The organism is Acidovorax sp. GW821-FHT09A11, from assembly GCF_059418365.1.
The window spans coordinates 199,300-225,753 of the sequence record NZ_JBWKPS010000001.1; the positions used below are offsets into that span (position 1 = coordinate 199,300).

Consider the following 26,454-nt stretch of genomic DNA (forward strand, 5'->3'; position numbering starts at 1 on the left):
AGGTGGTTTTATGGGCAAGGAATCCACAGTCAACCTGTTTCGCCGGCTGGAGCAGCTCAACGGCATCGGCGCCGCGCTCTCGCGCGAGCGGGACATCGACCGGCTGCTGGAGAACATCCTGGAGGCGGCCAAGGCCATCACCGGCGCCGATGGCGGCACGCTCTACAGCGTGACCGAGGACCAGTCGGCGCTCAAGTTCGAGATCCTGCGCACGGATTCGCTGGGCATCCGCCTGGGCGGCACCACGGGCAAGCCCATCGATTTTCCGCACCTGCCGCTGCGCAACGCCGATGGCTCGCCCAATGATTCGCTCGTGGCGGCGCACGCCGCCATCCACGACCGCACCGTGAACATCGCCGATGCCTACAGTGCCCAGGGCTTCGACTTCTCGGGCACGCGCGCCTTCGATGCGCGCACGGGCTATCACTCGCAGTCGTTCCTCACCGTGCCGATGAAGAACCACGACCATGAGCTCATCGGCGTGCTGCAGCTCATCAACCCCCGCGACCCGGAGACGGGCGCGGTCACGACCTTTTCCGAGGCCGACCAGGGCCTGGCCGAGTCGCTGGCCTCGCAGGCCGCGATCGCGCTCACGAACCGGCTGCTCATCTCGCAGCTCGAACGCCTGTTCGAGTCGTTCGTGAACCTCATCAACCTGGCCATCGACGAAAAATCGCCCTACACCGGCGGCCACTGCCAGCGCGTGCCGGCCCTCACGCTGATGCTGGCCGATGCGGTCAACGCCACACGGCAGGGGCCGCTGGCGAGCTTTCGCATGAGCGAGCGCGACCGCTACGAGCTCAAGATGGCCGGCCTGCTCCACGACTGCGGCAAGATCACCACGCCCGTGCACGTGGTGGACAAGGCCACCAAGCTGCAGACGATCTACGACCGCATCGGCCTGGTAGACACGCGCTTCGAGGTGCTCAAGCGCGATGCGGAACTGGCCGCGCTGCGCCGCCAGCTGGCGCTGCGCCCCGTGGTGGATGCGCGGGCCGAGGGCCAGGAGCTGCAGGCCCTGCAGCACGAGATCCAGGCGCTGGAAGAAGACCGCGACTTCCTGCGCCGCTGCAACACCGGCACCGAGGCCATGCGGCCCGAGGACCAGCAGCGCGTGCGCGACATCGCCGCCATACGCCACTGGCGCAACCCGCAGGGCGTGCAGACGAGCTTCTTGACGGCCGAGGAGGTGGAGAACCTCACCATCCGCGCGGGCACGCTGACCCAGGCCGAGCGCGACACCATCAACTACCACATCGTCGCCACCATCAAGATGCTGGAGACGCTGCCCTGGCCCCGCCACCTCAAGAACGTGCCCGAGTACGCGGGCGGCCACCACGAGCGCATGGACGGCAAGGGCTACCCGCGCGGCCTCACGCGCGAGCAGATGTCGCTGCAGGCCCGCATGATGGGCATCGCCGACATCTTCGAGGCCCTGACGGCGGCAGACCGGCCCTATAAAAGCGGCATGACCCTGTCAGAGGCGCTGGCCATCATGCGCAGAATGCGGGACAACGGGCACATCGACCCAGACCTGTTCGAGGTGTTCGTGCGTGAGGGGGTGTATCTGCGGTATGGACAGGAGTTTCTGGAAGCGGGGCAGGTGGATGGGGTGGATGTGGGGGCATTGGGGTTTGTGTAGCTGGGGTTGCTAGCTGCTGTTGATAGCTTGTGCTGTTGTTGTGCTGTGCTTGTGTTGGGGGCGGGGGCCGGGCGCACACCCCGGCCTCCGCCCTTCGATCAGAAGCAGTAATTACTATAAAAACAATAGCGGCTGGCGCTTTCTATATAAGCGCACACGGCCCATTTTGATCAAATCACACCCCATCCCGCACACACCCCTCCAGCTTTCCCCGATCCATCACCTCCACCACCCGGTACCCCACCCGCAGGATTCTCTCGTCTTCCCACAGCTTCAACTGCCGGTTCACGCTCTGCCGTGACACCCCCAGCATGAAGGCCAGGTCTTCCTGCGACACCGCCAGCGTGGTCGCCCCGTCCGAAGCCTCGGGCCGCGCGTCCAGCGTCAGCAGCCGGTGCGCCAGCCGCACGGGCAGCGGCTGCAGGATGGCGTCGTCGATCCACGCCAGCGCCTGGCGCAGCCGCATGCACACCAGCCTGGTAAACGCCATGTGCACCTGAGGCTGTGTGTTCACCAGGTGGTGGAAGTCGTCGGCATAGACCACCGCGATCTCGGTGGTATCGGCCGCGCAGGTGTCGTACACGCGCTCACGGCCCACGAAAAGGGAGACCTCGCCGAACCAGTGGCCGGGCTCCAGCACGGCGATCACGGCCTCGCGCCCGCCGGGGGCCACCACGCTCACGCGCAGCGAGCCGCTGACCACGCCGAACAGCGCATCGGGCGCCGAGCCCTTGAGGAACAGCGAATCGCCGCGCTGCAGCTGCTTGTGGTGCGCCACCTGCAGCAGTTGCAGTTGCACATCGTCCGGCAGGCGCAATCTGTTGGCCGCGTCGGGGGCGGTGAGCGCGTGGGGCGCGTCGGGGGACAAGGTGGGAGAGCGGGGCGGGGGCGTGCGCAGGGGCATGGGGTGGATGGCGGGCTTGTGCGTGTTGGCGAGCTGAGACGAGCGATCAAGGTGGGTGGCACGGTGTACCGCATGCGGGGGCGGGGCGGAAGGCCTGTGCGGGTTTGTCCGGGGCCGCAATTGCCAACAACAGACAGTCTGCGAAGGGCGGGTTGCGGATAGTCGATGGCTGTACTGCGATGCAACACGCAGATCACCATCTAGACCAAGGAACCCACGATGACGACTGCCACCACCTCCCCAGCCCCACAGACCGCCCTGCAGGCCCTGCGCGAGAAGACCGTGCTGGACCATTTTGCCGACGAGACCCGCCAGGACTTCGACGCGGTGCTGGACACCTTTCCGCACCCGCACTACGAACTGATTCCGACCGGCGAGGTGCACGACGGCAACGAGGCGGTGCGTGCCTACTACCTGGCCTCGCGCAAGGCCTTCCCGGACCAGCGGCACGAGATCATCCAGCTGCGCCACACCGACGACGCGGTGATCGTGGAGTTCTGGCTGCTGGGCACCCACCGGGGCCCGCTGGGCAACCTGCCGCCCACGGGCAACAGCTTCCGCTGCCGCATGATTGCGCTCTTCATCTTCGAGGGCAAGCGCCTGGTCTGCGAGCGCGTGTACTTCGACTCGATGACCATGCTGCGCCAGTTGCTGGCCGGCGTGCCGCCCGCGCAGCTGCCGGCCATTGTGGGCTCGCTCCTGGCGGCGGGGCCCACCAGCGCGCCCGCAGCTTCAGGGCGCCAACCAGAAACCACTGCGGCTGCCGCATGACGGCGGGCTCGGCGCTCTCGGGTCACCACGCGGTCATCACCGGCGGCGCACAGGGCATCGGCTTGGCCATTGCCCGGCGCTTTCTGGCCGATGGCGCCAGTGTGTCCCTGTGGGACCGCGACACAGAGGCGCTCCAGGTCGCCAGGGCCCCGCTGGATGCCAGCGCCCGCATCCACACGGCCCGGGTGGATGTGGCCCATGAGGCCGATGTCGAATCGGCCGCCCAGGCCAGCGAGGCGGCGCTCGGGCCTATCACCGTGCTGGTGAACAACGCCGGCGTGCTGGGCCCGCTGGCGCCGTTGTGGGAACACACCCCGGCGCAGTGGCGCCAGGTGATGGAGGTGAACCTCACGGGCGCCTTTCTGTGCTGCCGGGCCGTGGTGCCACGCATGCTGCGGGACCTGGCTGGCACCCAGCAGCCCGGCCTGGGGCGGCGCATTGTCAACATCGCCTCAGTGGCGGGCAAGGAAGGCAACGGCCTGAACGCGGCCTACTCCGCGTCCAAGGCCGGGCTCATCGCACTCACCAAGTCGCTGGGCAAGGAGCTGGCGGCGCCGGGCATTCTGGTCAATGCCATCACCCCCTCGGCGGCCGACACGGCGGTGTTCGATGCCGTACCGGCGGAGCACCAGGCCGCGCTGCGCCAGAACCTGCTTGCGCGCGTGCCCATGGGCCGCTTCGTGTTGCCCGATGAAGTGGCTGCGATGGCGGCCTGGCTGGCCTCGGCCGACTGCTCGTTCAGCACCGGCGCGGTGTTCGACATCTCGGGCGGGCGCTCGCTCTACTGACCTGCCTACTTCTCCAGGAGAACTCCATGAAAAGAGAAAACGCCCCTTCCGCCCTGGTGGCGGTCACGGACTTCGACGGCGCCCGCAGCGCGCCGTCGCCGCAGGACCGCCTGCGCGCGCTGCGCCGCAGCGGCGCGCAGTTCCGCGAGTGGTTCCTCGACGAGCCGGCCGTGCGCTACGCCCGCAGCTTCGACCTGCTGCGCATTCCCTATCCGGCCTGGTATGCGTTCAGCGGTGTGTATTCGCAGCAGCTGCTCAAGCCGCACATGGTGCATCTGCTGGCGCGCACGGTGCTCATCCAGTTCGAGGACTTCGGGGGGCAGCTGCGCCACCTGCTGTTCACGCCGGCAGACCACGAGACGGGGCGCGACACGCCGTACTTCCGCCGCCTGAGCGAGCAGACGCCAGCCTTCCTGCACGGCACCATCGCGCCTATCTACGGCACCGTGCTGGATGCCCTGGCCAGCGTGGGCGTGGCGCCCGAGTGCATCGACTACATCACCTACGACCACCTGCACACGCAGAACCTGCGGCGCTGGCTGGGCACGGACGGCGGGCCTGGCCTGCTGCCCAACGCGCGCCTGCTGGTGCATCGGCAGGAGCTGGCGAGCGTGGCGGGCCTCTTGCCCACCCAGGCCGACTGGTACTGCCCCGACGGCCTGCGCGGCGTGGCCGGCGACCGCATCGTGCCATTCGACGGCAGCGTGCAGCTGGGCCGGGGCCTGGCGCTGGTGCACACGCCGGGGCACACCGAGGGCAACCATTCGCTGGTCTACCGCGTGCCGGACGGCCTGCGTGTGAGCAGCGAAAACGGCGTCTCGGCCGACAGCTGGGCGCCCGAGGTCTCGTGCCACAACGCCATCCGCCGCTTTGCCAAGGCGACCGGGGCCGAGGTGGTCCTGAACGGCAACACGCAGGAAAACAGCAACGACCAGTACCTCTCGATGGTGCTGGAGAAGACCATCGCCGGCACCTCGGCGTCGCACGGCTTCAGCAACGTGGTGCCGTCGAGCGAATGTTCGCCGCACTGGCTGTTCCCGGGCGCGCCCACGGGCCACCTCTGGGGCGCCACCGAGTCGGGACAGCTGCAGCGCGTGTGACGCCTGTGAACTGCCGGTGCACCACGCGACAAGAACAAACCCAGGAGACAACCCATGAACACGGCCACCTATGGCGCGGCTGCGCCGGCATCCGCTGCCACCGAGCACACCAGCACCCACGCGCTCTACCGCAAGATCAGCTGGCGGCTCATACCGCTGCTGTTTGTCTGCTACATCTTCAACTACCTGGACCGCACCAACATCGGCTACGCGCAGTTGCAGATGAAGGCCGACCTGGGCTTCGGCGATGCGGTCTTCGGCCTCGGGGCCGGGGTGTTCTTCATCGGCTACGCACTGTTCGAGATCCCCAGCAATGTGATGCTGGCGCGCGTGGGCATGCGGGCCACGCTGCTGCGCATCATGGCGCTGTGGGGTCTGGCATCGGCGGCCACCTTGTTCGTCACCACGCCCACGCAGTTCTATGTGCTGCGGTTCCTGGTGGGGGTTTTCGAGGCAGGCTTTGCACCGGGCGTGCTGTTCTACCTCACGCTGTGGTTCCCGGCGCAGCAGCGTGCGCGGGCCACGGCGCTGTTCTTCATGGCCTACGGAGCGGCACCCATCGTGGCGGGCCCGCTGGCGGGACTGACCATGACGTACCTGGATGGCGCCCTGTCCCTGCGCGGCTGGCAGTGGCTCTTCGTGGTGGAGGGCTTGCCGTGCGTGTTGCTGGGCGTGCTGGCCTATCGCTGGCTCGACAACTGCCCCGAGGAGGCTGGCTGGCTCACATCGCAAGAAAAAGCCCAGGTGCGGCGCGATCTGGCGCAGGAGCAAGCCATCGGTGGCGGCGCGCCGCAGTCCTTTGGCAGCGCATTGCGCAACCCGCAGGTGTGGCTGCTGGGGTTCATCTCGTTCCTGGTGATCCTGGGCATCTACGCCATGTCGTTCTGGCAGCCCACCCTGCTGCAGTCCATGGGGCTGTCGGTGCTGCAGATCGGGTTCTACTCGGTGGTCCCGGCGGCGCTGGGCATCGCTGCCACGCTGGTGGTGGCGCGGCATTCGGATCGCACCCAGGAGCGGCGCTGGCACTTTGCCGTGGGCGCGGTGCTCGGGGCCGTGGGGCTGTCGCTGACGACCCTGTTCATGCACAGCCCCTGGGCGGCCGTGGCCTGCCTGTCGCTGTCGGCCATGGGGGTGTCCAGCGCCTTCGCGGTGCTGTGGGCGGTGCCCGCCAGCCTGCTGGCCAAGGACGCCGCGGCGATGGGCATTGCGCTCATCACCACGCTGGGCGGCACGGCGGGCGTGGTGGCGCCGGTGATGGTGGGTGCCATCAAGTCGGCCACGGGGAGCTTCAGCCTGAGCCTGTACATCCTGAGCGGCGCGCTGGTGCTGGCGGCGGCGCTGATGGTGGCCGTGGGGCCCCGCAGGCGTGTTGCCTGACGGGATACATCTGCTATTGTTGTGATAGCTGCTAGCGCTTTATGAACAAGCGCTGGAAGCCAATTCCCTTCATATTTCTTCCGCCGCCATGCGGGCCTGGGCCCGGAGCCAGTCGCTGAACGCCAGCAGGGCGTCCGTGGCCGGGCGCGACTGCAGCCGCGTGAGCCAGTAGGCGCCCCGGTGCAGTTCTTGGACAAAGGGCCGCACCAGGCGGCCCTGCTGCAGTTCGCGCGTGAACATGCGCACCGGCAGCAGCGCCATGCCCGCGCCCTGTGCCGCTGCTTCCGCCAGGGTGAGGGACGAGTCGAACACCGCGCCGCGCACCACGGGGCAGGGGGCGCCCGCGGCCTCGAACCACGCCGCCCATTCATCGGTGCGGTAGCTGCGCAGCAGTGGTTGCCGTGCCAGGTCGGCCGCCGTGCGCAGGCCGTGGGCCAGCGCGGGCGAACACATCACGGACATGGGCGCGTCCATGATGCGTTCGGCATGCGTGCCGTGCCAGGCGCCGTCGCCAAAGCGGATCGCGCAGTCCAGCCCTTCGCCCGCCATGTCCACCCGGTTGTTGTGCGTGAGCAGGCGCAGGTCCACGAACGGGCAGGCCTGCTGGAAGTCGCGCAGCCGGGGCAGCAGCCAGCCCACGGCAAAGGTGCCCACGGCGCCCACGGTCAGCACCTCGCGCGGGCGGGTGTCGCCCAGCTTTTCCAGCGCACGTTCCAGGCTGGCGAACGATTCCACCACCACCGGCAGCAGCGCCTGCCCCTCGTCCGTCAACGCCAGGCCGCGCGGCAGGCGGCGGAACAGCGGCTTGCCCAGGCGGTCTTCGAGCTTGCGGATGTGCTGGCTCACGGCGGTCTGGGTGACGTGCAGTTCCTCGGCCGCCCGCGTGAGGTTCAGGTGGCGCGCCGAGGCTTCGAACGCGCGCAGGGCATTGAGCGGAAGATGCATAAGTTTTTCTGGGGGCTGGCGGCAATTATTGTCGATGGTGCTGGGGGCTGTATCACCGTATCGTTCGGTCCTTGCTTCAACTCACCCCTCCATCTCTTATGCAAAGACGACAGTTTTCCTTGGGTTTGATGGCTGCCACCGCCCTGCCTATCTGGGGCTGCGCCGCCGCCGGCACCGCGGCGGACCGCGGCACCACGGCCCGCCAGTGGAATGACACGCTGGCCGGCATCGAACGCGCCGCCCAGGGCCGCCTGGGCGTGGCCATGCTGGACACCGGCTCGGGCCTGGCGCTGGGCTGGCGCCAGGACGAGCGTTTTGCCATGGCCAGCACCTTCAAGGCGGTGCTGGCGGGCTGGATGCTGGCGCTGGTGGACCAGGGCAAGGAGCGGCTGGACCACCGCCTGCACTACGACCGCGAGGCCGTCATCGCCCATTCGCCCGCGAGCGGCCCGCGCGCGGGCGACGGCGGGGGCCTCACGGTGGGCGAACTCTGCGCCGCCACCGTGAGCCTGAGCGACAACACCGCCGCCAACGTGCTGCTGGCGCGCCATGGCGGGCCGGCCGGGTTCACCGCCTTCGTGCGCTCGCTGGGCGACACCACCACGCGCCTGGACCGCACCGAGCCCACGCTGAACGAAGCCAAGGTGGGCGACCCGCGCGACACCACCACGCCGCTGGCCATGCTGCAGACCCTGCAGAAACTGGTGCTGGGCGATGTGCTCACACCGGCGTCGCGCGCCTGGCTGCAGCGCTGGCTGGTGGAGACGAGCACCGGCGACCAGCGCCTGCGCGCCGGCGTGCCGGGCTGGAAGGTGGGCGACAAGACGGGCACGGCCGGCGACAGCGGCACGGCCAACGACATCGGCGTGTTGTGGCCCCCGGGCGGCGGCGCGCCGGTACTGGTGACCTGCTACCTCACGCGGTCCGCCGCCGCGCCGCAGCAGCGCGACGCGGCCATTGCGCAGGTGGCGCGCGCCGTGGCGGCGGCGCGCGAAACACTCAGAGCCTCTTGACCAGCACCTGGCTGCGGCGGTCCCAGTTGTACTTGCGCTTGCGCGCGTCGGGCAGCCAGTCCGGGTCCACGGGCTGGAAGCCGCGCTTGATGAACCAGTGCATGGTGCGGGTGGTCAGCACGAAGATGCTGTCCAGCCCCTGCAGGCGCGCGCGCTGCTCGATGCGCTTGAGCAGCTTCTCGCCGTCGCCCGTGCCCTGGCTTTGCGGGGACACGGTCACCGCGGCCATCTCGGCCGTCTTGGCCTCGGGGTAGGGGTAGAGCGCCGCGCAGCCGAAGATCACGCCGTCGTGCTCGATGATGGTGTAGCTGGCGATGTCGCGCTCGATCTCGGTGCGGTCGCGCTTGACGAGGGTACCGTCCTTCTCGAAGGGCTCGATCAGCTGCAGGATGCCGCCCACGTCGTCGATGGTGGCTTCGCGCAGCTCTTCGAGCTTCTCGTCGATCACCATGGTGCCGATGCCGTCGTGCACGTACACCTCCAGCAGCAGCGAGCCATCCACCGCGAATGGCAGGATGTGGCTGCGCTCCACCCCGGCCTTGCAGGCCTTCACGCAGTGCTGCAGATAGAAGCCCGTGTCGGTGGGCGTCTGCGCGGTGGGCAGCGTGGCCAGCAGGGCCTGCGCGGCGGCCAGGGGCAGCTCGGTGTCGATGGGGTTGTCCTCGCTCTCGGGTTCGCCGGGCAGCATGCGGATGCCCGGCACCTCGGTCAGGAAGATCAGCTTGTCAGCGCGCAGCTCGATGGCCACGCTGGTGGCCACTTCTTCCATGCTCAGGTTGAAGGCCTCGCCCGTGGGCGAGAAGCCGAACGGCGAGAGCAGCACCAGCGCGCCCATGTCCAGCGTGCGCTGGATGCCGGCCACGTCCACCTTGCGCACCAGGCCCGAGTGCTGGAAGTCCACGCCGTCCACGATGCCCACGGGCCGCGCCGTGAGGAAGTTGCCCGAGATCACCCGCACCGTGGCGCCCGCCATGGGCGTGTTGGGCAGGCCCTGGCTGAACGCGGCCTCGATCTCGTAGCGCAGCTGGCCCGCGGCTTCCTGCGCGCAGTCGAGCGCCACCGAATCCGTGATGCGGATGCCGTGCGAGTATTTCGCCGCATGGCCCTTGGCCGCCAGTTGCTCGTTCACCTGCGGGCGAAACCCGTGCACCAGCACGATGCGCACGCCCATGGCCTGGATCAGCGCCAGATCCTGCGCGATGTTGTGCAGCTTGCCCGCCGCGATGCCTTCGCCCGTGAGCCCGATCACGAAGGTCTGGTTGCGGAACTTGTGGATGTAGGGCGCCACCGAGCGGAACCAGGGGACGAAGGTGAAGTTGAAAACGGCGGACATGGGCGGTGGAGGGCGGTGGGGTGGCCTTGGAGCGAGGGGAAAACCGGCAACGGCGGGCGGCCGCGTGCGGCCGCCAAGTCGCGCATCATAAGCATGCAGGGCTTTCGCTGTCCGGGGCAGGTGCGGGTTGGCTCCCGGTTTGTTGCCGAAACGCGGCCAGCCGGGCCGCGAAGGGCTCCAGGATCAGGGCTTCGTCGGGCCCCGTGTGGGCTGCCACCGCAATGGCCACGCCACTTCGGGCCATCAGCGTCTGCATCTCGGGCTGGGCGATCATGCCGTGGTCCAGCAGGGCCTCCACCAGGCGGGTGAGGGCCTCCCGGTGCTGGCGCAGCAGGGCGCTGGCGCGCTGGTACTGGGACTGCAGCAGTTGCTCGATGGCCGCATTGCTGGGTTCCACGTCGGTGTTGAGGTGGTTGTCCAGCTCCACCGTCACGTCGGTGCGGGACAGGCGCGTGCCAAAGCCGTGGTGGCGGATGAACCGCGCCGCTTCGGCCGTGACCTGCTTGTAGTCCTGCTCGGCGCCGGTCGTGCAGGCCATTTCGCCAAACACCAGCTCCTCGGCCGCCCGGCCCGCCAGGCCCACGCACATCATGTCGAGCGCGTTCTGCCGCGTGGTGACCTTCAGGCCCGCGAAGCTGTTGTAGCCGCCCTCGAACGAGGCGATGTTGATCTTCACCTCCTGCGGGGCCTGGCCGAACAGCAGGCAGTACACCAGTCCGTGGCCGGCTTCGTGCACCGCCAGCAGGGCGCGGAAGTCGGCATTGGCGCGCTGCTTGAGGCGGTTGAGCTCCAGCGCCACCGCAAACTGCGCCTGCCGCGCCTCGCCCTGGCCGCCGAGGCCGCGCACCACCAGGTGGCGCTTGTCGGCCGCCAGCGTGATGGCGACGTCCTGTGCCAGGGGCAGCTGCTGCTCCAGTGCCCACAGCGCGGCGTTGACCAGGTTGGCGCTCAGGATCGCGTGCACCGACGAGAACAGCGGCCGCGTGCCCTGCGCCGGAAACACCGCGTTGGCATACAGCTCGTCCAGCACGTCCTGCCCGATGGCAAAGCGCACGCCGCACTGTGCGGCGATGTCGTCGCAGTAGCGCGCGCACAGGTTGCGGATGAGCTGCTCGTAGGTGGCCTTGTTGAACGAGGGGTAGATCACGTGCTCGTTGCCCAGCCGGGCGATCTGCTCGGGCTTGAAGCGTTCGCTCAGGGCCTTCTTCACGTCGATGAGCGAGAGCTTGCGCGTGAGGCGGTGGAAGATGTCGGCGTCGGTGTCGCAGTCTTCCACGCGCTGCGCGGTCTCGTGGTACATCTCGTCGAGGTTGCCGCAGACGAACACCAGCAGCTTGCTGTAGTCGGTCTCCCAGGACGACAGCGACTGCTGGAACCGCGTGAACAGCGCCTGTACCTGCGCGGGCGGCCACTGCATGATCTCGGCCAGGGGCTCCGAGAGCTTGAGCATGCGCTTGAGCTCCTGGGCATCCCAGGCGTCGAGCTGGAAGCGGTAGGGCTTCTTGCCGGCGCGCTCGTCCTCGTTGTCGTCGGCGCGTTCGGCTTCGTAATGCGCGTCGGCCAGCTTGCGTTCGATGTTGGTGAGGGCGCTCAGCGCGGGCGGCAGGCGCCCGTCGGACAGCAGCGTCCACACGTCCTGGTAGCGCTCCACCTTCACGTCGGCGCCTTTGGTGTCCACCGTGCGAAAGCGCTGGAACTCGTCCAGCACCAGCATGCCCGGCGCGCCCTCGTGGATGCCGGAGTCCGCGAGCATGCCCGAGATGGACGAGCTGCGGTAGCTCGCGCCGTGGCTGAAGCCGTCCATCTGCACCTCCACGAAGCGGTCGTAGAAGCCCAGCAGCTGCGCCAGGCGCCTCGTGAGCTGCGTCTTGCCCGTGCCGGTCAGGCCCCACAGGCACACGATCACGGGCCGGGTGATGAGCTGGGGCAGCACGTACCAGGCGCGGATGGCGTCGACCACGCGGTCGATCACGTCGTCGATGCCAAACAGCTCGGCCTTGAGCTGCGCTGCGGCCAGCGCCAGCGCCTGCTGGCGCTGGGCCAGCAGCTCCCGCTGCGCGATGGGCGGAGTGGGCCGCTTGTGCGGCGTGTCTTCGGAAAGGGTGGAAAGGTCCATGGTTTTCAATCGTTGTGTCGCATCAGTCGCTTTCGGTGAAGCGGGATGTCTGGATCGCCTTGCGCAGGGCGACGTTGTCCGCGCGGCGCTGGGCCCCGCGGGCTCGGATGTGCTTGCCTGCCGCGCTCGACAGGCTGCGCCGGGCCAGTGCGGTGGCCACGGGATTTCGGGGCGGGCCCGAGGACTCGAGAACTACGACCAGGGGCTGCTTCATGCGGCGCAGCTTCTTGATCTCACCCTGGGCATAGGCCCGGGACAATTTTTTGGCACTCATGTGCACTCCACAAACAAAAAACCCCGGCAATGGAGCCAGGGCTTGCGGAGCGCGTGGGGGCGCCGGGGGCCAAGGCTGGACAGTGCGTGCGCACACAGTCCAGCCGGGGCGGTGGACGGTGGTCAGGCGGGAGCGGACAAGGGAACAAACATAGCGGTGACCTCCAGTGTTTTCAGGGGCTGCCGTGGCGGCGGGCACATGCCTGAAAGAAAGAAGCGCGAATTGTGGCGAGGCCCCCGGGGCTTGGCAAGCGCAAGGGGCCGCGAACGGCTGCATTTGTCGTGTGAAAGGAACAGTACCGGGCAGCCCGTGCCCTGCGCCTGTGTGCTGCGGTGGCTGCGGGGCGGGCAGGGCCGGCGCTCAGCCCTGCCGGCGGTAGGCCCAGCCGGCGGCGTGCATCCATTCCTCCTTGTCGCGGGTTTCCACGACCAGCTCCACCAGATCGCGGCCGTCGTTGAGCGGCACCTGCACCGCCATGCCGGCGCGGTCCGGCGACAGGGGCAGCAGGAACTGGCTGTCGTCCCAGAAGAGGTAGCCGGGAAGCTCGGGCAGCTCGCGCAGGGCGGCCGCCCCCACACCCAGGGCCAGCGGAATGGATTCGGACGCTTCGTTCGCGAGCAGCCAGGTGCTGTCCAGCCGCGATATCCACTGCGCAGGGAGCGCGGCGGCGGCGCGCGGCATCTGCTGGCCCACGGGCATGGTGACCCAGTAGTGTCCCGCCGTGGCGGGCTCGCGCGAAAGCAGGTAGCGGCGGCCGTCGGCCATCTCCCAGCGGTAGTGGGTGCGGGGCTGGGCATCCGACCACCACCACCCGTCGCTGCGCGGGCGAAGCCCCGTGCACAGCGGTGCCCAGTCCTTCGCCGGCGCGGACCAGATCCACAAGTCGATCTGCTGGCTGTCGGGCGAGAGGACTTTCAGGGGTTTCGAGGAACGGCCATAGATGCCGAGCACCGCATCGACCGCGCTGGACGACGAGGTGGCCAGCGCGGGGGCGGCGGTGGACACCTTGGGCGGCAGCGCAGGGAGCTGGCCGGTTTCCTGCAGCGCGCGCAGCAGAATGCCCTCGGCGATGGGCCCGGGCTTGAAGCTGGAGGCGCTGCCCGTGAGCAGCAGGGCCAGGCCCGCCTGCGGCAGCACGTGGAAGTCGCTGGCGTAGAACATCGTGCTGCCGCTCTTTTGCCATGCGAGGACGCCCGCGGCGCCCAGGCCCTGATGCCGCGTGCTGTCCCATCCCAGGCCGGTGTGCCAGTCGGGCGTGAGGTGAAGGTGCGTGCCCTGGCCCTGGTCGCGGCCCATTTCCAGCACGGCGGCTTTCGAGACGATGCGCCGGCCGTCGTATTCACCGCCCTGCAGGAGCATCGCGGCGAGCTTCATCATGTCGCCCGGCGTGGTGCACAGCCCGCCGGTGGCGTAGCCCATCACGAACTCCTGGCCCTGGCGCACCTTGTGGATGTACCCATGGGCGAAGCTGCCTTCGGGCAGGGGCAGCAGCGTGTAGCCCGAGCGGGCCATGGCCAGCGGGTTGAAGAGGACCGATTGCACGAATGCCGGGTAGCCTTGCCCTGTGACCGCGAGCACGATGCGCTCGACCAGCGTGAAGCCGTCGTTGCAGTAGGTCGCCAGCGCCCCGGGCGCATGTTTGAGGTGGACGCTGGCCAGCGCCGCCTCCAGCCCCGCCGCATAGCCCGACAGCGGCGCAAAGGAAAACATGTTGTGCGCGTGGGTGCCCGGCAGCCCGGAGGCATGGCTCAGCAGGTGGCGGACGGTGATGTCGCGGTAGTCTTCCGACAGCATCGTGAACCGGGGCAGATAGCGCACCACGGGGGCGTCGAGCTGCACGAGCTGGCGGTCCACCAGCACCATGACGGCCAGCGCCGCGAGCACCTTGCTGACGGAGCCGACATTGAAGCGCGTGTCGGGCGTTGCCGGGATGGCGGACGTGTCGTCCAGCACCCCGAACGCCTCTTGCCAGACGAGGCGGTCGCCGTGCAGCAGCGCGACGGAGGCGGCCCGCGCATCACTGCGCAGCATGGCCTGGCGTATTTCGTTGCGGCCCCAGGCCATGGTGGCCGACATCGCGGGGCCGGGGTTGCCGGTGCCCCCGCAGGCCGGCAGCAGGGGGGCCAGGGCTGCGGTGCCGGCCCATGCGAGCCAGTCGCGGCGCGAGGAGGGCGGTGGGGTGGCGCTGTCGCGGGCGGAAAAATTCGGGGCAGATGTCTGCGGGAGCATGCGGTCATTCCGGAGGGCACCCGCCACGCAGACATCTTCGGGGCGGAACCGGGGTATTACATACTGAAATCCCCGGCACCAAAAAGTGGCGTTTGACAAAAGACCGCGCAAGGGAGGGAGCGCGGGGTGCTCCGTTTGGCCGCGCGCATGGCCTGTGTTGCACGGGGCCAACGCCCGCCTCGGATAATGCGTGGCTTCATGACCGAATCCGCGCCTCCCACTCCCCCCCGATCCGCCCCGCGAACCGCGCCGCTGCGCATCACCTTTCCCGAATCGTTGCCCGTATCTGGCAAGCGCGACGAGATCATGGAGGCCATCGAGAAGCACCAGGTCGTCATCGTCTGCGGCGAAACCGGCTCGGGCAAGACCACGCAGCTGCCCAAGATCGCGCTGGCCCTGGGCCGGGGCAAGTGCAATGCGCCCGCAGGCCAGAAGGGCCAGTTGATCGGCCATACCCAGCCGCGCCGCATTGCCGCCAGCAGCGTGGCCAAGCGCATCGCCGAAGAGCTGCAAACGCCGCTGGGCGACGTGGTGGGCTTCAAGGTGCGCTTCCAGGACCGGCTCTCGCGCGACGCCTCGGTCAAGCTCATGACGGACGGCATCCTGCTGGCCGAGACGCAGACCGATCCGCTGCTCAAGGCCTACGACACCATCATCATCGACGAGGCGCACGAGCGCAGCCTGAACATCGACTTCCTGCTGGGCTATATCCGCCAGATCCTGCCGCGCCGGCCGGACCTCAAGGTGGTAGTGACCTCGGCGACCATCGATGCAGACCGGTTTGCCAAGCACTTCGAGTCGGCCAAGGGGCCGGCGCCGATCATTTATGTCTCCGGCCGCACCTTTCCGGTGGAGCAGCGCTGGCGGCCGTTCGAAGACACGCGCGACTACGGCCTCAACGAAGCCATCGCCGATGGGGTGGATGAACTCTGGCAGGGCAATGCGGCCGGTGACATCCTCATCTTCCTGCCCGGCGAGCGCGAGATCCGCGAGGCCGCCGACCACCTGCGCAAGCACCTGGCCCACCAGCCGGTGATGCGCAACGCCGAGGTGCTGCCGCTGTTCGCCCGCCTGTCGCAGGCCGAGCAGGACCGCATCTTCGACGGCCACACGGGCCGCCGCCTGGTGCTGGCGACCAACGTGGCCGAGACCTCGCTCACGGTGCCGGGCATCCGCTACGTGATCGACGCAGGCACGGCGCGCGTGAAACGCTATTCTTTCCGTAGCAAGGTGGAGCAGCTGCTGGTCGAGCCCATCAGCCAGGCGGCCGCCAACCAGCGCGCGGGCCGCTGCGGCCGGGTGGCCAACGGCATCTGCATCCGCCTGTACGACGAGGCGGACTTCAACGCCCGCCCGCGCTTCACCGACCCCGAAATCTTGCGGTCATCGCTGGCCGGCGTCATCCTGCGCATGAAGTCGCTGCACCTGGGCGACGTGGTGCAGTTCCCGTTCATCGAAGCACCCTCGGGCCGCGCCATTGCAGACGGCTACCAGCTGCTGGGCGAACTCGGCGCGGTGGACGAGGCCAACGAACTCACGCCCATGGGCGTGGAGCTGTCACGCCTGCCGCTCGACCCGCGCGTGGGCCGCATGATCCTGGAGGCGCGCGACCGCAAGGCGCTCGATGAGGTGCTGGTGATCGCCAGCGCGCTGAGCGTGCAGGACGTGCGCGACCGGCCCATGGAAGCCCAGCAGCAGGCCGACCAGGCGCACGCCAAGTTCGACGACGAGAAAAGCGAGTTCAGCGGCTACCTCAAGCTGTGGAAGTGGATCAACGAGGCACGGGGCGGGGCGCCCACGCTGCCTTCTGCCCGCGCGCAGAAGGCCATGGCCCACCAGCGCGCACCGTCGCAGGCCCACCTGCCCGTGGCCCAGCGGCTGGTGGCCGCGGCGGCACCCGCGCCCGCGGTGGCCAGTGCCACCGCACCGGCGCCCACCCACAAGCTGAGCAACCGCCAGTACGAGCAGTTGCTGCGCCAGAACTTCATCAGCATCCGCCGCCTGCGCGAGTGGCGCGACATCCATACGCAGCTGCTCACCGTGGTCGCCGAGCACAAGTGGCCCATCAACACGCAGCCCGCCAGCTACGAGCAGCTGCACCTGTCCATGCTCGCCGGGCTGCTGGGCAACATCGGCGCGCGCAGCGAAGAGGAAGACTGGTACCTGGGCGCGCGCGGCATCAAGTTCTACAAGCACCCGGGCGCCCACTTGAACAAGAAGCCCGGCCGCTGGATCGTGGCGGCCGAGCTGGTGGAGACCACACGCCTGTTCGGGCGGGGCATCGCCGCCATCGAGCCGCAGTGGATCGAGCAGGTAGGTGGTCACCTGCTGCGCAAGCAGCTGCTCGACCCGCACTGGGAGAAGAAGTCGGCCGAGGTCACGGCGCTCGAACGGGCCACGCTCTACGGCCTGGTGGTCTACAACGGCCGGCGCATCAACTTCGGCAAGATCGACCCGCACGCCGCGCGCGAGATCTTCATCCGCGAGGCCCTGGTGGGGGGCAACTGGGAGAGCAAGCTGCCCTTCCTGGCCGCCAACCAGAAGCTCATCGCCAAGGTGGAGGAGCTGGAACACAAGTCGCGCCGCCAGGACGTGCTGGTGGACGACGAGCTGATCTATGCCTTCTACGACCAGCAGCTGCCACCCGACGTGTGCAGCGGCCATGGCTTCGAGGCCTGGTACCGCGAGGCCTCCCGCCAGCAGCCCGATCTGCTCAAGCTCACGCGCGAAGAGCTCATGCGCCACGAGGCGGCCGGCATCACCAGCAACGCGTTTCCCAAGACCGTGCGCCTGGGCGGCGTGGACTGCGCCGCCAGCTACCTGCACGAGCCCGGCGATGCGCGCGACGGCATCACCGTGACCATCCCGCTCTTCGTGCTCAACCAGGTGAGCGACGAGCGCTGCGAATGGCTGGTGCCCGGCATGCTCAAGGACAAGATCCAGGCGCTGCTCAAAAGCCTGCCGCAGCGCCCACGCAGCCGCTTCGTGCCACTGCCCGAGTCCGCTACCCGCCTGGCCGAGCTGCTGGGCACGCCCGAACGTTTTGGCACCGGCAGCCTGACCGATGTGCTGCTCAAGCAGGTGCGCGACGAGACCTCGCTCGATGTGAAGCGCGCCGACTTCAAGCTCGACATGCTCAGTCCGCACCTGTTCATGAACTTCCGCGTGGTGGACGAGCACGGGCGCCAGCTGGGCCACGGCCGCAACCTGGGTGCGCTGAAAGCGGAGTGGGGCGCCAAGGCGCGCGGGGCATTCCAGGCGCTGGCGGGACTCAAGCTCGGCGGCGCGGCGGCAGAGGGTGCGAAATCTGATTCAAATATGCCTCCAGCGCTTGATGGTAAAGCGCAAGCAGCTATTAAATCAGGAGTAAGAGGTGCCGCGCAGCCTGCCCAGCCTGCGAAACCCGCCAGCGCCACGCCGTCTGCCCCCGCAGGCCAGCGCTACGCCACCTGGACGTTCGGCGAGCTGCCCGAGCTGATGGAGATCAAGAAGGCGGGCCAGACGCTGATCGGCTTCCCAGCGCTCATCGATGGCGGTGACGCCGTGACCATCGAAGTGTTTGACGAGCCCGAGGTGGCAGCGGCCAAACACCGCGCGGGCCTGCGCCGTCTGTTCGCTCTGCAGATCAAGGACGCGCTCAAGTACCTGGAAAAGAACATTCCCGACCTGCAGAAGATGGCGGTGGCCTACATGCCGCTGGGTACGCAGGAAGAGCTGCGCACCCAGATCATCGACGTGGCGTTGGACCGGGCCTTTCTGCTCGACCCGCTGCCCACCGACGAGTTCGCCTTCAAGCGCCGCGTGGAGGAAGGCCGGGGCCGCCTCACGCTGATCGCCAACGAAGTGGCGCGCCTGGCCGCCACCATCCTCACCGAATACGCGGCCGCCGCCCGCAAGATCAAGGACACCAAGAACGCCCCCGAGGCCACGCAGGACGCGCAGCAGCAGCTGCAGCGCCTGGTGCCCAAGAACTTCATTGCGGCCGCCCCGTGGACACAGCTGGCGCACTATGCCCGCTACCTCAAGGCCATCACGCTGCGCCTGGATAAATACCGCGCCGACCCCGCCCGGGACGCCGCCAAGCTGGCCGAGCTGCGCCCGCAAGAGCAGCGCTACTGGCGCCTGGTGGCCGAGCGCAAGGGGCAGGTTGATGCGCGCATGCAAGAGCTGCGCTGGCTGCTGGAGGAGCTGCGCGTGAGCTTCTTCGCCCAGGAACTGCGCACGCCGCAGCCAGTGAGCGTGAAGCGGCTGGACAAGCTGTGGGCGCAGGTCAATAGCTGACGGCCGGGGCCGGTGGAGCCGGTTCCGGCGGGCACCTGCCGCCATTTCAGGTGCGAGAGCAGGGCCTCATGCCCTGAACCAGATCTTGAGGGCCACGTACATCGTGTAGCCCAGGGCCAGCACCATCCACACCACAAAAAACAGGTTGGCCCAGTAATGGCCGGAATGCTCTGCCAAGGTGTAGATCTGGCCTGCGCAGCCTTTCCCGACGCACGGAATCTTGCCCAGCACCAGGGCGCGCAGGGCCTCGAACAACAGATAACACGCCACACCGCCGATGAGCACAAAACCGACGGGCCCGACAGGCGGCTTGGTGAACTCATCGTTCTCGTCGCGCAGGCCCTTGTCGAGCAGTTTCTGTCCATACCTGTACCAGGCGTATCCGACCAGGAGCATCAGGGCGTAGTAAGTGGCGGTGAGCATGCGTCAACTCGTCGTTGCTGGAAGGGAAACAATGCGGCTTCGCAAGGATGGTATCCGAGACATCCTCATTCCCCGGCGGCCCCCGCTGCGTGTCCGCTGCCCGTGCGGCGCGGCGCCTCGGCGTCACATGCGCGACCCGGCATCAGTGGCATCCCCAATGCCACGCGGGTGCAGGGCCTCTAGGCTGCGGGTTCAAAGGAACCGAATCACCCATGCGCCCTCACTACAAGTTCTGGCCCCAGCGTCTGCCCCGCTCCATCACCCTGCCGTCCACCTCGCTGTGGGACAACCTGGCCATCAGTGCCCGCCGGTATCCGGACAAGACGGCCCTGGTGTTCTTTGGTGCTTCGCTGAGCTACCGCGCCCTGCTCGAAGGCGCCGAGCGCCTGGCGGCGAAACTGGTGGCCCTGGGGGTGCAGCGTGGCGACCGCGTGGTGCTGTGCATGCAGAACTGCCCGCAACTGGTGATGGCGCACTTCGCCATCCTGCGTGCCAATGCGGTGGTGGTGCCGGTCAACCCGATGAACCGGGCGGAAGAGCTCAAGCACTACATCACCGATCCCGACACCCGGGTGGCCTTCACCACGGGCGACCTGGCTCCGGAGATGGCCAAGGCAAGCAACGCGCTGCCAGCGGGCGAACGCCTGGCACACCTGGTGGTGACGCAATTCACGGATGCGTTCGATGCGCAGGTGACGGGCACGGATGCGCCGCCCGAGGCCTGGCGGGAGTGGCTGGGCACGCGCCACCCGCTGCCTGCCCTGGAGGGCGGCCAGGCCCATGCCTGGACGGACGCCCTGGCCTGCGCGGAGGCCCCCCCGGAGCTGGTGGTCGGGCCAGACGACCTGGCGCTGCTGCCCTACACCAGCGGCACCACGGGCCTGCCCAAGGGCTGCATGCACCTGCACCGCAGCATCATGCACAACGCGGCGGCTGGCGCCCTGTGGGGCACGGGTTCGGTGGACAACGTGACGCTGGCCGTGGTGCCCATGTTCCACATCACCGGCATGGTGAGCGTGATGCACACCGCCATCTACTGCGCCGCCACCCTGGTCATCATGCCCCGCTGGGAGCGCGACCTGGCCGGGCGCCTCATCTCGCGCTACCAGGTCACCAACTGGACCAACATCCCCACCATGGTCATCGACCTGCTGGGCAGCCCGAACTTCGCAAGCTACGACCTCTCCAGCCTGGTCTACATTGGCGGCGGCGGCGCGGCGATGCCGCAGGCCGTGGCGCAGCGTTTGCTCGAACAGTACGGACTGCGCTACTCGGAGGGCTACGGCCTCACCGAAACGGCCGCGCCCTCGCACTCGAACCCGCCCGACCACCCCAAGCAGCAGTGCCTGGGCATCCCGTTCATGAGCACCGATGCGCGGGTGGTCGATCCCGACACGCTGCAGGAAGTGCCCGTCGGCGAACAGGGCGAGATCATCATCCATGGTCCCGAGGTGTTCGAGGGCTACTGGAAGCGCCCGGATGCCACCGCCTCGGCCTTCATCGAGTTCGAGGGCAAGCGCTTCTTCCGCTCGGGCGACCTGGGCCGCATGGACGAGGACGGCTACTTCTTCCTGACCGACCGCTTGAAGCGCATGATCAACGCGAGCGGCTTCAAGGTCTGGCCGGCGGAGGTCGAGGCGCTGATGTTCCGCCACCCCGCCATCCAGGAGGCCTGCATCATCTCCGCCAAGGACAGCTACCGGGGCGAGACCGTGAAGGCCGTGGTGGTGCTGCGCGCATCGCACAAGGACACCACCGAACAGCAGATCGTCGACTGGTGCCGCGAGAACATGGCGGTGTACAAGGTGCCGCGCATCGTGCAGTTCGTGAACGCACTGCCCAAGAGCGGCAGCGGCAAGGTGATGTGGAGGCAGCTGCAGGAGCTGGAAGCGGGCTGAAAAAATAGCCCGCACGGGGGCGGGCTAAATCATTGCATCACTCGCACAGGGAGGGGCGAAACCGCCAGGGATTTGACGGTAGGTGCATCCTAGGTCCGATTCTGGCCGCCCGCCCGCCCGTGTGCGGCGCAACCGTGAAATAAGTCCGGTTTGGATGGGGCAGCGACCCTTGCCAGGGTCAGAGCCTCGAAGGCTCGGGGGCAGCGGTGATGGAGCCACTGGCAGGCGCGGGTGGGGCTCAGATGCCCACGATCGCGGCGGCCAGCGCCACGGCGATCAGCTGGATCCCGAAGAAAATCACGACGATTGGCATGGCCATCCCCTTTGATGAAGCAAGGATGCTAGGTGTGCGTACTCCAGGCCGGGGTGCGACAACAGCGAAGGACCGCGTAGGCGGTTTCCTACGGTAAGACCGGTATGGATGGTGCGGGATTTGTTACAAAAATCCGAATGGCAACAATATCGGCAGGGGTTTACGCGGCTGCCAGCGGGGCGCCCAGCCGCGCTGGTGCTTCATTTGGGGCCCCTGGCTGCCGGGCCCGCAAGGTTGTAGCTTCGTGTATCAATCCTTGAACCCGGGGGGCTCGCGCCGCACAATATTCCTTCATTCACGCCGGAGGCCGCCATGCCAATGGAGTATCTAAGGGAACTGGAGCGCGATGCGCTTCCCCTGATTGAATCGGACGTGGTCAACATCGACAAGCTGCGCGTGTTGCGGGCGGCCGGTATGGTGGAAGTGCAGCTCCCGCCCGTCGATTCGCCACAGCAGAAGGCGCAGGTGCTGTACATCACCGGCCTGGGTTGCGCGACGCTCAGAGCCTATCGATCCCGCGTGAGGGCGCCCCGCCCGCAGGCGCACACCGATCTGGAGGCTTCATACGACTGATGGGCCGTGCCACGTATCCGGCCTCATGCCCGTAAACCCCGCTCGGAGTCACTGTCCTACAAATTGATGCGCCGCACCAGAAGTGCCGCGGCCGCGCTGCGTAAATACGATGGGCCATCCGTATTTACTGGCACGGCCAGGTGAAAGGCGCATATGAGCAGTTGGTACAAATTGGCACTCGGCAATGATGATCAGGCCTTTGAGCCCACGCTGCGCATTCAGCAGATGTTCATGTCGAAGTTCCTGATGTGCCCCCCGGGGTCCGGCAGGGCGCTCTTTTCCTGCTATGACAAGGAAAAGGACAATCTCTGGCTCTATTTCTCTCCCGCCGCCCAAGACATAGCCTTGCGCGTCTATGCCGAGCCCTGCGATCCGCCGACGGCCCTGGACTGCATCGGTCTTCTGGCGGGCGAGGGGGATGCCCTGGGGATCGGGGAATCCCCGCTGCTGGCAAAGGCTGCCTGACGGCGCCCAGGGCTTTGCGATCCTGCCGGCGGGACGGCGTCCGCATCCACGTCAGTGTTGTCCTACACCTGTCTTCACGGGGTTCCGACATGCGTGTGTTCGGGCCCATGCCTCAATCACCACGGGGCCAGTGCGGTGCCCGTGCGAGGAGTTCAGCATGTTTTCTTTCGATCCCCCATCCCATCATCTGGAAGCGTGGCCAGAAGCGCCTGCCTTGCAAATGGGGCAGCCGATGGAGCGGGTTTTCCAGCGCCAGCAAACCGACGATCTCGCGCCTTGGGGGGGAGACAGCCATGGCATGGAGCGGGAATTACAGTTTGCAGACCTGGAATACCGCGAACCCCAAGCGATGGGTTGACGACAGGCCTGAGTGCGCCCCGGGTGCGTGCAGCGAGAAACCATGCGGGTGTTGACATTGCACATTCGGCCCGAGGGCGCCGCGCAGTACCTGGCCCGGGTGTTTGACGGAAAGGTCCTGGTCGGCACCCCCACCCTGCATGCCGAAATTGACGAGGCCATCGAGGCCTATGGCCACGCCGACGGGTTCCCCGGCGTGACCGCCTTCAACATCTGGTATGGCGGGGGCAGCGTGGGCACGGTTCCGCTCATCCAGATGCGCACCGACGCCGTGGAGCTGTCAAACCGGCTGGTGGTGCTGTCCGCCGTCCTGCGCTGAGATTCCGCCTGTCTCGATCTGGCTGCTGCACCCCACCTGCGGGCGCGGCTTGAAGCGCTCCAAAGGACCTGGGCCTCTGCCAGCGCCTTCTCCCGCGAAACAAAATGAAATAAACCGAAACTGCGTCGAGACCACTCCCGAAGCACCTGCCGGCACCATCAGGGCCATGTTCAACACCGTCCCGAAAGGACTGATCATGAAACCCTGGATCAAGAGAACGCTGGTAGGAATCTTTGGCGCATCCATCATGGTGGGTGGTCTGACGGCCTGTTCCAGTGGAGCCCACCGCCACGGGCCCATGAGCCCGGAGAAAATGGCGGAGGTGCGCGCCAAGGTGGTCGACCGGGTCAGCGGCAAGCTGGACCTGAACGATGCGCAGAAGCAAAAGCTCAATGTGCTGGCGGACAGGATGGAGGCACAGCGCACGGCCTTCCTGGGCAAGATAGCCGATCCGCGCGCGGAAGTGCAGGCCATCGTCGCGGGCGACAAGTTCGACCGTGCACGCGCGCAGAGCCTGCTGGAGGAGAAGACCCGCGCGGTACAGGCGAACAGCCCTGACGTGATCAATGCGCTGGCGGACTTCTACGACAGCCTGAATCCGGACCAGCAGCAGAAGGTGCGCGAGCTGATGCAGCGGCGCAGGGGCTGGATGGCGCGCGGCTGAGGCAGGAGCATTTTCCATGTCACCGATGCTGGATCCCATCCACCACTTGACGCAGGAAGTGCGCATGCACGGCCCTGTGCTGCTGGCAGGCATGCCCGAGCCCCATGACGAGTTGATGTCGCTGGTATGGGGGCCGCGCTTTGACAGGGAGCATGCGCTCGGGCTCGTGGCGCGCCAGCCCGCTGCCGCCGCGCCCGCCCTGCCTGCGCTGCTCGCGGCCGCGGACGCCTTCGATGCGCTGCACCTGCCTGCGCAGCACCGCCTGCGGGAGCTCATCCGGCGGCACCGCGCATTGCTTGCTCCGCCGGTGGCCGGCAGCGGCCTGCCAATGTAAGAATCGCGCATGCACCGCATCCTGCTCATTGACGACGACGCCCAACTGGGTCCGCCGCTTGCCATCTATTTCCAGCGTTTCGAGCTGGAACTGGTCCATGCGCTCAAGCCCAGCGAAGGCCTGGCCCGGCTCGGGGCGGGCGGCTTTGATGCCGCCATCCTTGATGTCATGCTGCCCGAGATGGACGGCTTTGAACTGTGCCGCACCATCCGCAAGCAGGGGGACCTGCCCATCGTGATGCTCACGGCCAGGGGTGAGGTGATGGACCGCGTGGTGGGCCTGGAGCTGGGTGCCGACGACTACCTGCCCAAGCCTTTCGAGCCGCGCGAGCTGGTGGCACGGCTGCAGACCGTGCTGCGCCGCAGCCGCGCGCCGGGGCAGGGCGGCGATTCGGGGACGCTGGAGTTTGAAGGCCTCAGCATTGATGCCGCGCGCCGCAGCGTGCTGCGACAAGGGGGCATCGTCGAGCTGACCGGCACCGAATTCGACCTGCTGCATCTGCTGGCACGCGAACCGGGCAAGGTGTTCAGCCGCGATGACATCCTGAACCAGTTGCGCGGGCACGAGGCCGAGCTGTACACCCGCGCCGTCGATATCGTGGTGAGCCGCCTGCGCAAGAAGCTGGAACCGCTCGACTGCATCAAGACCTTGCGCAACGCGGGCTACTCGCTGGCCCTGCGGCGGGCGGCGCCATGAGGTTCTGGCGGCGTTCGCGCCCTGGCGAGGGGGCCGAAGACGGGCACGATTGCCCCTGGCACCGCCGCGCGCGGCGCGCGGTCGGGTATTCGCTGCGCATCCGGCTGGTGCTGGTGTTCATGGCGCTCGCGGTGACGGTGGCCGTCACCTTCATGGGCGGAGTGCAAAAGGCGGTGTCCGTGGGCTGGCGCGAGGCGGCCAGGCCCCTGCTGATGGACTACGTGGACCGCCTCGCGGACGAGATCGGCAGCCCGCCCAGCATCGAGCGGGCGAAGGCCATCGCGAGCCGGTTGCCGGTCACGCTGCGCATTGACGGGCCGGTGGTCCACTGGGAATCCCACCCCGATCAGCCGCGCAGCGACTGGATGAGCGACAAGTTCCAGCGCGAGGAGCACTGGAACGGCCATGGCAGCGACGACCAGGGCCGCCGGCTCCTGCAGCGCACCACGGCGGACGGACACAGCATCGAGTTCGGGCTCAATGCGCTGTCCTGGGAAAAGCGCCCGCGCATTGCGTGGGGCACGCTCACGGTGCTGTTGCTGCTCACCGCGCTGGCCTATGTGTACGTGCGGCATCTGCTGCGCCCGCTCGACGACATCCGCCGGGGCGCGCAGCGGTTTGGCGAAGGCAATTTCGCCCAGGCGATCCCCGTGCGGCATGCCCACCGGCCCGACGAGCTGGGGCAACTGGCGGCCACCATCAATACCATGGGGGATGACATCCACCAGATGCTGGAGGCCAAGCGGGCCCTGCTGCTGGCCATGAGCCATGAATTGCGCAGCCCCCTGACCCGCGCCCGCCTGAACACCGAGCTGCTGCCCGAGACCGCCGACGTGCAGGCCCAGCGGCAGGCCCTGATGCGCGACCTGAGTGAAATGGCCGGACTCATCACCGACCTGCTCGAAAGCGAGCGCCTGGCTGGACGCCACGCCGCCCTGCACCGCGAGCCCGTGGACCTGGCTGCGCTGGCGCGGGAGGTGGTGGCCGAGCTCGGCGGCCGCCATGCCGGCGCGGCGGGGATCACCCTCCATGCACAGCAGGGCATGCCGCCGCTGTCGCTTGACCGCTCCCGCATGCGCCTGCTGCTGCGCAACCTGCTGGACAACAGCCTGCGCCACAGCAGCGATCCGGCCGCGCCGCCGCCCGAGTTGCATCTGCGCCTCGCGGCGCAGACGCTCGAACTGGAGGTGCGCGACCACGGACCGGGTGTTCCCCCAGAGCACCTGCCGCACCTGGCGCAGGCGTTCTACCGGCCCGACACGGCGCGGCAGCGCACCACCGGCGGCGTGGGCCTGGGCCTGTACCTGTGCCGGCTGGTGGCACAGGCGCACGGCGGCACGCTGCAGATGCGCAACGCCGGGCCCGGCCTTTCGGTCACGGTGCGCCTGCCGATCGTCGCCTGAGCTGGGTGCCCCGCGGCCCCCCGGCCTGCCGAGGGCGCCGCACTGCACCGCGATGGTGCGTTGGCGTGGCGCGGTGTTTTTCTCCGTACGATTTCGCGAAGCGCAAAATGGATGCCAGACCGGCGTTGGTATACACCTGCCATGGATGGTTTGCTATCAATTTCTGATTTTCACCGGCGGTCGCCGGCGTGGGGTACTTACGTTGGCCTCATTCTTGCTCAGACTGGCTACCGGCC

Annotated in this window: 23 protein-coding genes; 16 read left to right on the plus strand and 7 right to left on the minus strand. The window is 67.9% G+C overall.

From position 1 onward, the window contains the following. The first annotated feature begins 10 nt into the window (after window positions 1-10). Window positions 11-1,642 carry a GAF and HD-GYP domain-containing protein gene (locus AC07PV_RS00935; RefSeq protein WP_494629105.1) on the plus strand — a complete coding sequence of 544 codons (1,632 nt, stop codon included), beginning with the start codon at window positions 11-13 and terminating at the stop codon, window positions 1,640-1,642. Window positions 1,643-1,817: 175 nt separating this feature from the next. Here the strand turns inward: AC07PV_RS00935 and AC07PV_RS00940 are convergent, their stop codons facing one another. Continuing rightward, window positions 1,818-2,546, minus strand: coding sequence for a Crp/Fnr family transcriptional regulator (locus tag AC07PV_RS00940; RefSeq protein WP_494629107.1), 729 nt, complete (start codon window positions 2,544-2,546; stop codon window positions 1,818-1,820). A 219-nt stretch (window positions 2,547-2,765) separates the two neighbouring features. On the opposite strand from AC07PV_RS00940, the gene AC07PV_RS00945 reads away from it, so the two are divergent. Genes AC07PV_RS00945 through AC07PV_RS00960 form a run of 4 tightly spaced genes read left to right on the plus strand, consistent with a single transcriptional unit; the run spans window position 2,766 to window position 6,582 of the window. Then, the gene (locus AC07PV_RS00945; RefSeq protein WP_494629108.1) at window positions 2,766-3,317 is read left to right on the plus strand and encodes an ester cyclase; all 552 of its coding nucleotides are present in this window, start codon (window positions 2,766-2,768) and stop codon (window positions 3,315-3,317) included. After that, window positions 3,314-4,105: an SDR family NAD(P)-dependent oxidoreductase gene (locus tag AC07PV_RS00950; protein ID WP_494629110.1), complete on the plus strand. Its 792-nt coding sequence runs from the start codon at window positions 3,314-3,316 to the stop codon at window positions 4,103-4,105. The genes AC07PV_RS00945 and AC07PV_RS00950 overlap by 4 nt, the downstream gene beginning before the upstream one ends. Window positions 4,106-4,131: 26 nt before the next feature. Then, window positions 4,132-5,205, plus strand: coding sequence for an MBL fold metallo-hydrolase (locus AC07PV_RS00955; RefSeq protein ID WP_494629112.1), 1,074 nt, complete (start codon window positions 4,132-4,134; stop codon window positions 5,203-5,205). 54 nt (window positions 5,206-5,259) lie between these two features. Continuing rightward, window positions 5,260-6,582: an MFS transporter gene (locus AC07PV_RS00960; RefSeq protein ID WP_494629114.1), complete on the plus strand. Its 1,323-nt coding sequence runs from the start codon at window positions 5,260-5,262 to the stop codon at window positions 6,580-6,582. A 69-nt stretch (window positions 6,583-6,651) separates the two neighbouring features. Here the strand turns inward: AC07PV_RS00960 and AC07PV_RS00965 are convergent, their stop codons facing one another. Further along, window positions 6,652-7,527 carry a LysR family transcriptional regulator gene (locus AC07PV_RS00965; protein WP_492804922.1) on the minus strand — a complete coding sequence of 292 codons (876 nt, stop codon included), beginning with the start codon at window positions 7,525-7,527 and terminating at the stop codon, window positions 6,652-6,654. 98 nt (window positions 7,528-7,625) lie between these two features. On the opposite strand from AC07PV_RS00965, the gene blaACA reads away from it, so the two are divergent. Next, window positions 7,626-8,540: an ACA family class A beta-lactamase gene (gene blaACA, locus AC07PV_RS00970; protein WP_494629116.1), complete on the plus strand. Its 915-nt coding sequence runs from the start codon at window positions 7,626-7,628 to the stop codon at window positions 8,538-8,540. Here blaACA and argA read toward each other — a convergent pair. The 4 genes from argA to AC07PV_RS00990 form a co-directional block, all read right to left on the minus strand. Further along, complete coding sequence (gene argA, locus AC07PV_RS00975; RefSeq protein ID WP_218294715.1) at window positions 8,527-9,873, minus strand: amino-acid N-acetyltransferase; 1,347 nt, start codon at window positions 9,871-9,873, stop codon at window positions 8,527-8,529. The genes blaACA and argA overlap by 14 nt on opposite strands. 85 nt (window positions 9,874-9,958) lie before the next feature. Further along, a complete protein-coding gene (locus AC07PV_RS00980) occupies window positions 9,959-11,989 on the minus strand; it encodes an AAA family ATPase (RefSeq protein ID WP_494629118.1) in 2,031 nt (676 codons plus the stop codon). A 22-nt stretch (window positions 11,990-12,011) separates the two neighbouring features. Next, window positions 12,012-12,263, minus strand: a complete 252-nt coding sequence (locus AC07PV_RS00985) for a hypothetical protein (protein WP_218294716.1) — start codon at window positions 12,261-12,263, stop codon at window positions 12,012-12,014. Between the two features lie 360 nt (window positions 12,264-12,623). Continuing rightward, the gene (locus AC07PV_RS00990) at window positions 12,624-14,492 is read right to left on the minus strand and encodes a serine hydrolase domain-containing protein (protein ID WP_494629120.1); all 1,869 of its coding nucleotides are present in this window, start codon (window positions 14,490-14,492) and stop codon (window positions 12,624-12,626) included. Window positions 14,493-14,690: 198 nt separating this feature from the next. Between AC07PV_RS00990 and hrpA the strand changes: the two genes are divergently transcribed. Continuing rightward, window positions 14,691-18,773, plus strand: coding sequence for an ATP-dependent RNA helicase HrpA (gene hrpA / locus AC07PV_RS00995; RefSeq protein ID WP_494629122.1), 4,083 nt, complete (start codon window positions 14,691-14,693; stop codon window positions 18,771-18,773). 66 nt (window positions 18,774-18,839) lie between these two features. Here the strand turns inward: hrpA and AC07PV_RS01000 are convergent, their stop codons facing one another. Beyond that, window positions 18,840-19,196: a hypothetical protein gene (locus AC07PV_RS01000; protein ID WP_494629123.1), complete on the minus strand. Its 357-nt coding sequence runs from the start codon at window positions 19,194-19,196 to the stop codon at window positions 18,840-18,842. Between the two features lie 212 nt (window positions 19,197-19,408). Here AC07PV_RS01000 and AC07PV_RS01005 point away from each other — a divergent pair, with 212 nt between their 5' ends. The 9 genes from AC07PV_RS01005 to AC07PV_RS01045 all read left to right on the plus strand — a co-directional run bounded on the left by AC07PV_RS01005 (window position 19,409) and on the right by AC07PV_RS01045 (window position 26,218). After that, window positions 19,409-21,094, plus strand: a complete 1,686-nt coding sequence (locus AC07PV_RS01005) for a long-chain fatty acid--CoA ligase (RefSeq protein WP_494629125.1) — start codon at window positions 19,409-19,411, stop codon at window positions 21,092-21,094. 625 nt (window positions 21,095-21,719) lie between these two features. Then, window positions 21,720-21,980, plus strand: coding sequence for a hypothetical protein (locus AC07PV_RS01010; RefSeq protein ID WP_218341077.1), 261 nt, complete (start codon window positions 21,720-21,722; stop codon window positions 21,978-21,980). A 153-nt stretch (window positions 21,981-22,133) separates the two neighbouring features. Then, window positions 22,134-22,445: a hypothetical protein gene (locus AC07PV_RS01015; RefSeq protein ID WP_218294722.1), complete on the plus strand. Its 312-nt coding sequence runs from the start codon at window positions 22,134-22,136 to the stop codon at window positions 22,443-22,445. Between the two features lie 157 nt (window positions 22,446-22,602). Next, window positions 22,603-22,803 (plus strand): hypothetical protein, encoded by a 201-nt coding sequence (locus tag AC07PV_RS01020; protein ID WP_494629126.1) that lies wholly within the window; start codon window positions 22,603-22,605, stop codon window positions 22,801-22,803. Window positions 22,804-22,845: 42 nt separating this feature from the next. Continuing rightward, entirely contained in the window at window positions 22,846-23,121 is a 276-nt protein-coding gene (locus AC07PV_RS01025) for a hypothetical protein (RefSeq protein WP_369642651.1), read from the plus strand. 196 nt (window positions 23,122-23,317) lie between these two features. After that, on the plus strand, window positions 23,318-23,785 hold the full coding sequence (locus AC07PV_RS01030; RefSeq protein ID WP_494629128.1) for a Spy/CpxP family protein refolding chaperone: 468 nt from the start codon (window positions 23,318-23,320) through the stop codon (window positions 23,783-23,785). 16 nt (window positions 23,786-23,801) lie between these two features. Then, on the plus strand, window positions 23,802-24,119 hold the full coding sequence (locus AC07PV_RS01035; RefSeq protein ID WP_218294726.1) for a hypothetical protein: 318 nt from the start codon (window positions 23,802-23,804) through the stop codon (window positions 24,117-24,119). Between the two features lie 9 nt (window positions 24,120-24,128). Then, entirely contained in the window at window positions 24,129-24,815 is a 687-nt protein-coding gene (locus tag AC07PV_RS01040) for a response regulator transcription factor (RefSeq protein ID WP_218341080.1), read from the plus strand. Then, window positions 24,812-26,218, plus strand: coding sequence for a sensor histidine kinase (locus AC07PV_RS01045; RefSeq protein WP_218294728.1), 1,407 nt, complete (start codon window positions 24,812-24,814; stop codon window positions 26,216-26,218). Before AC07PV_RS01040 ends, AC07PV_RS01045 begins: the two co-directional genes overlap by 4 nt. Window positions 26,219-26,454: the final 236 nt, after the last annotated feature.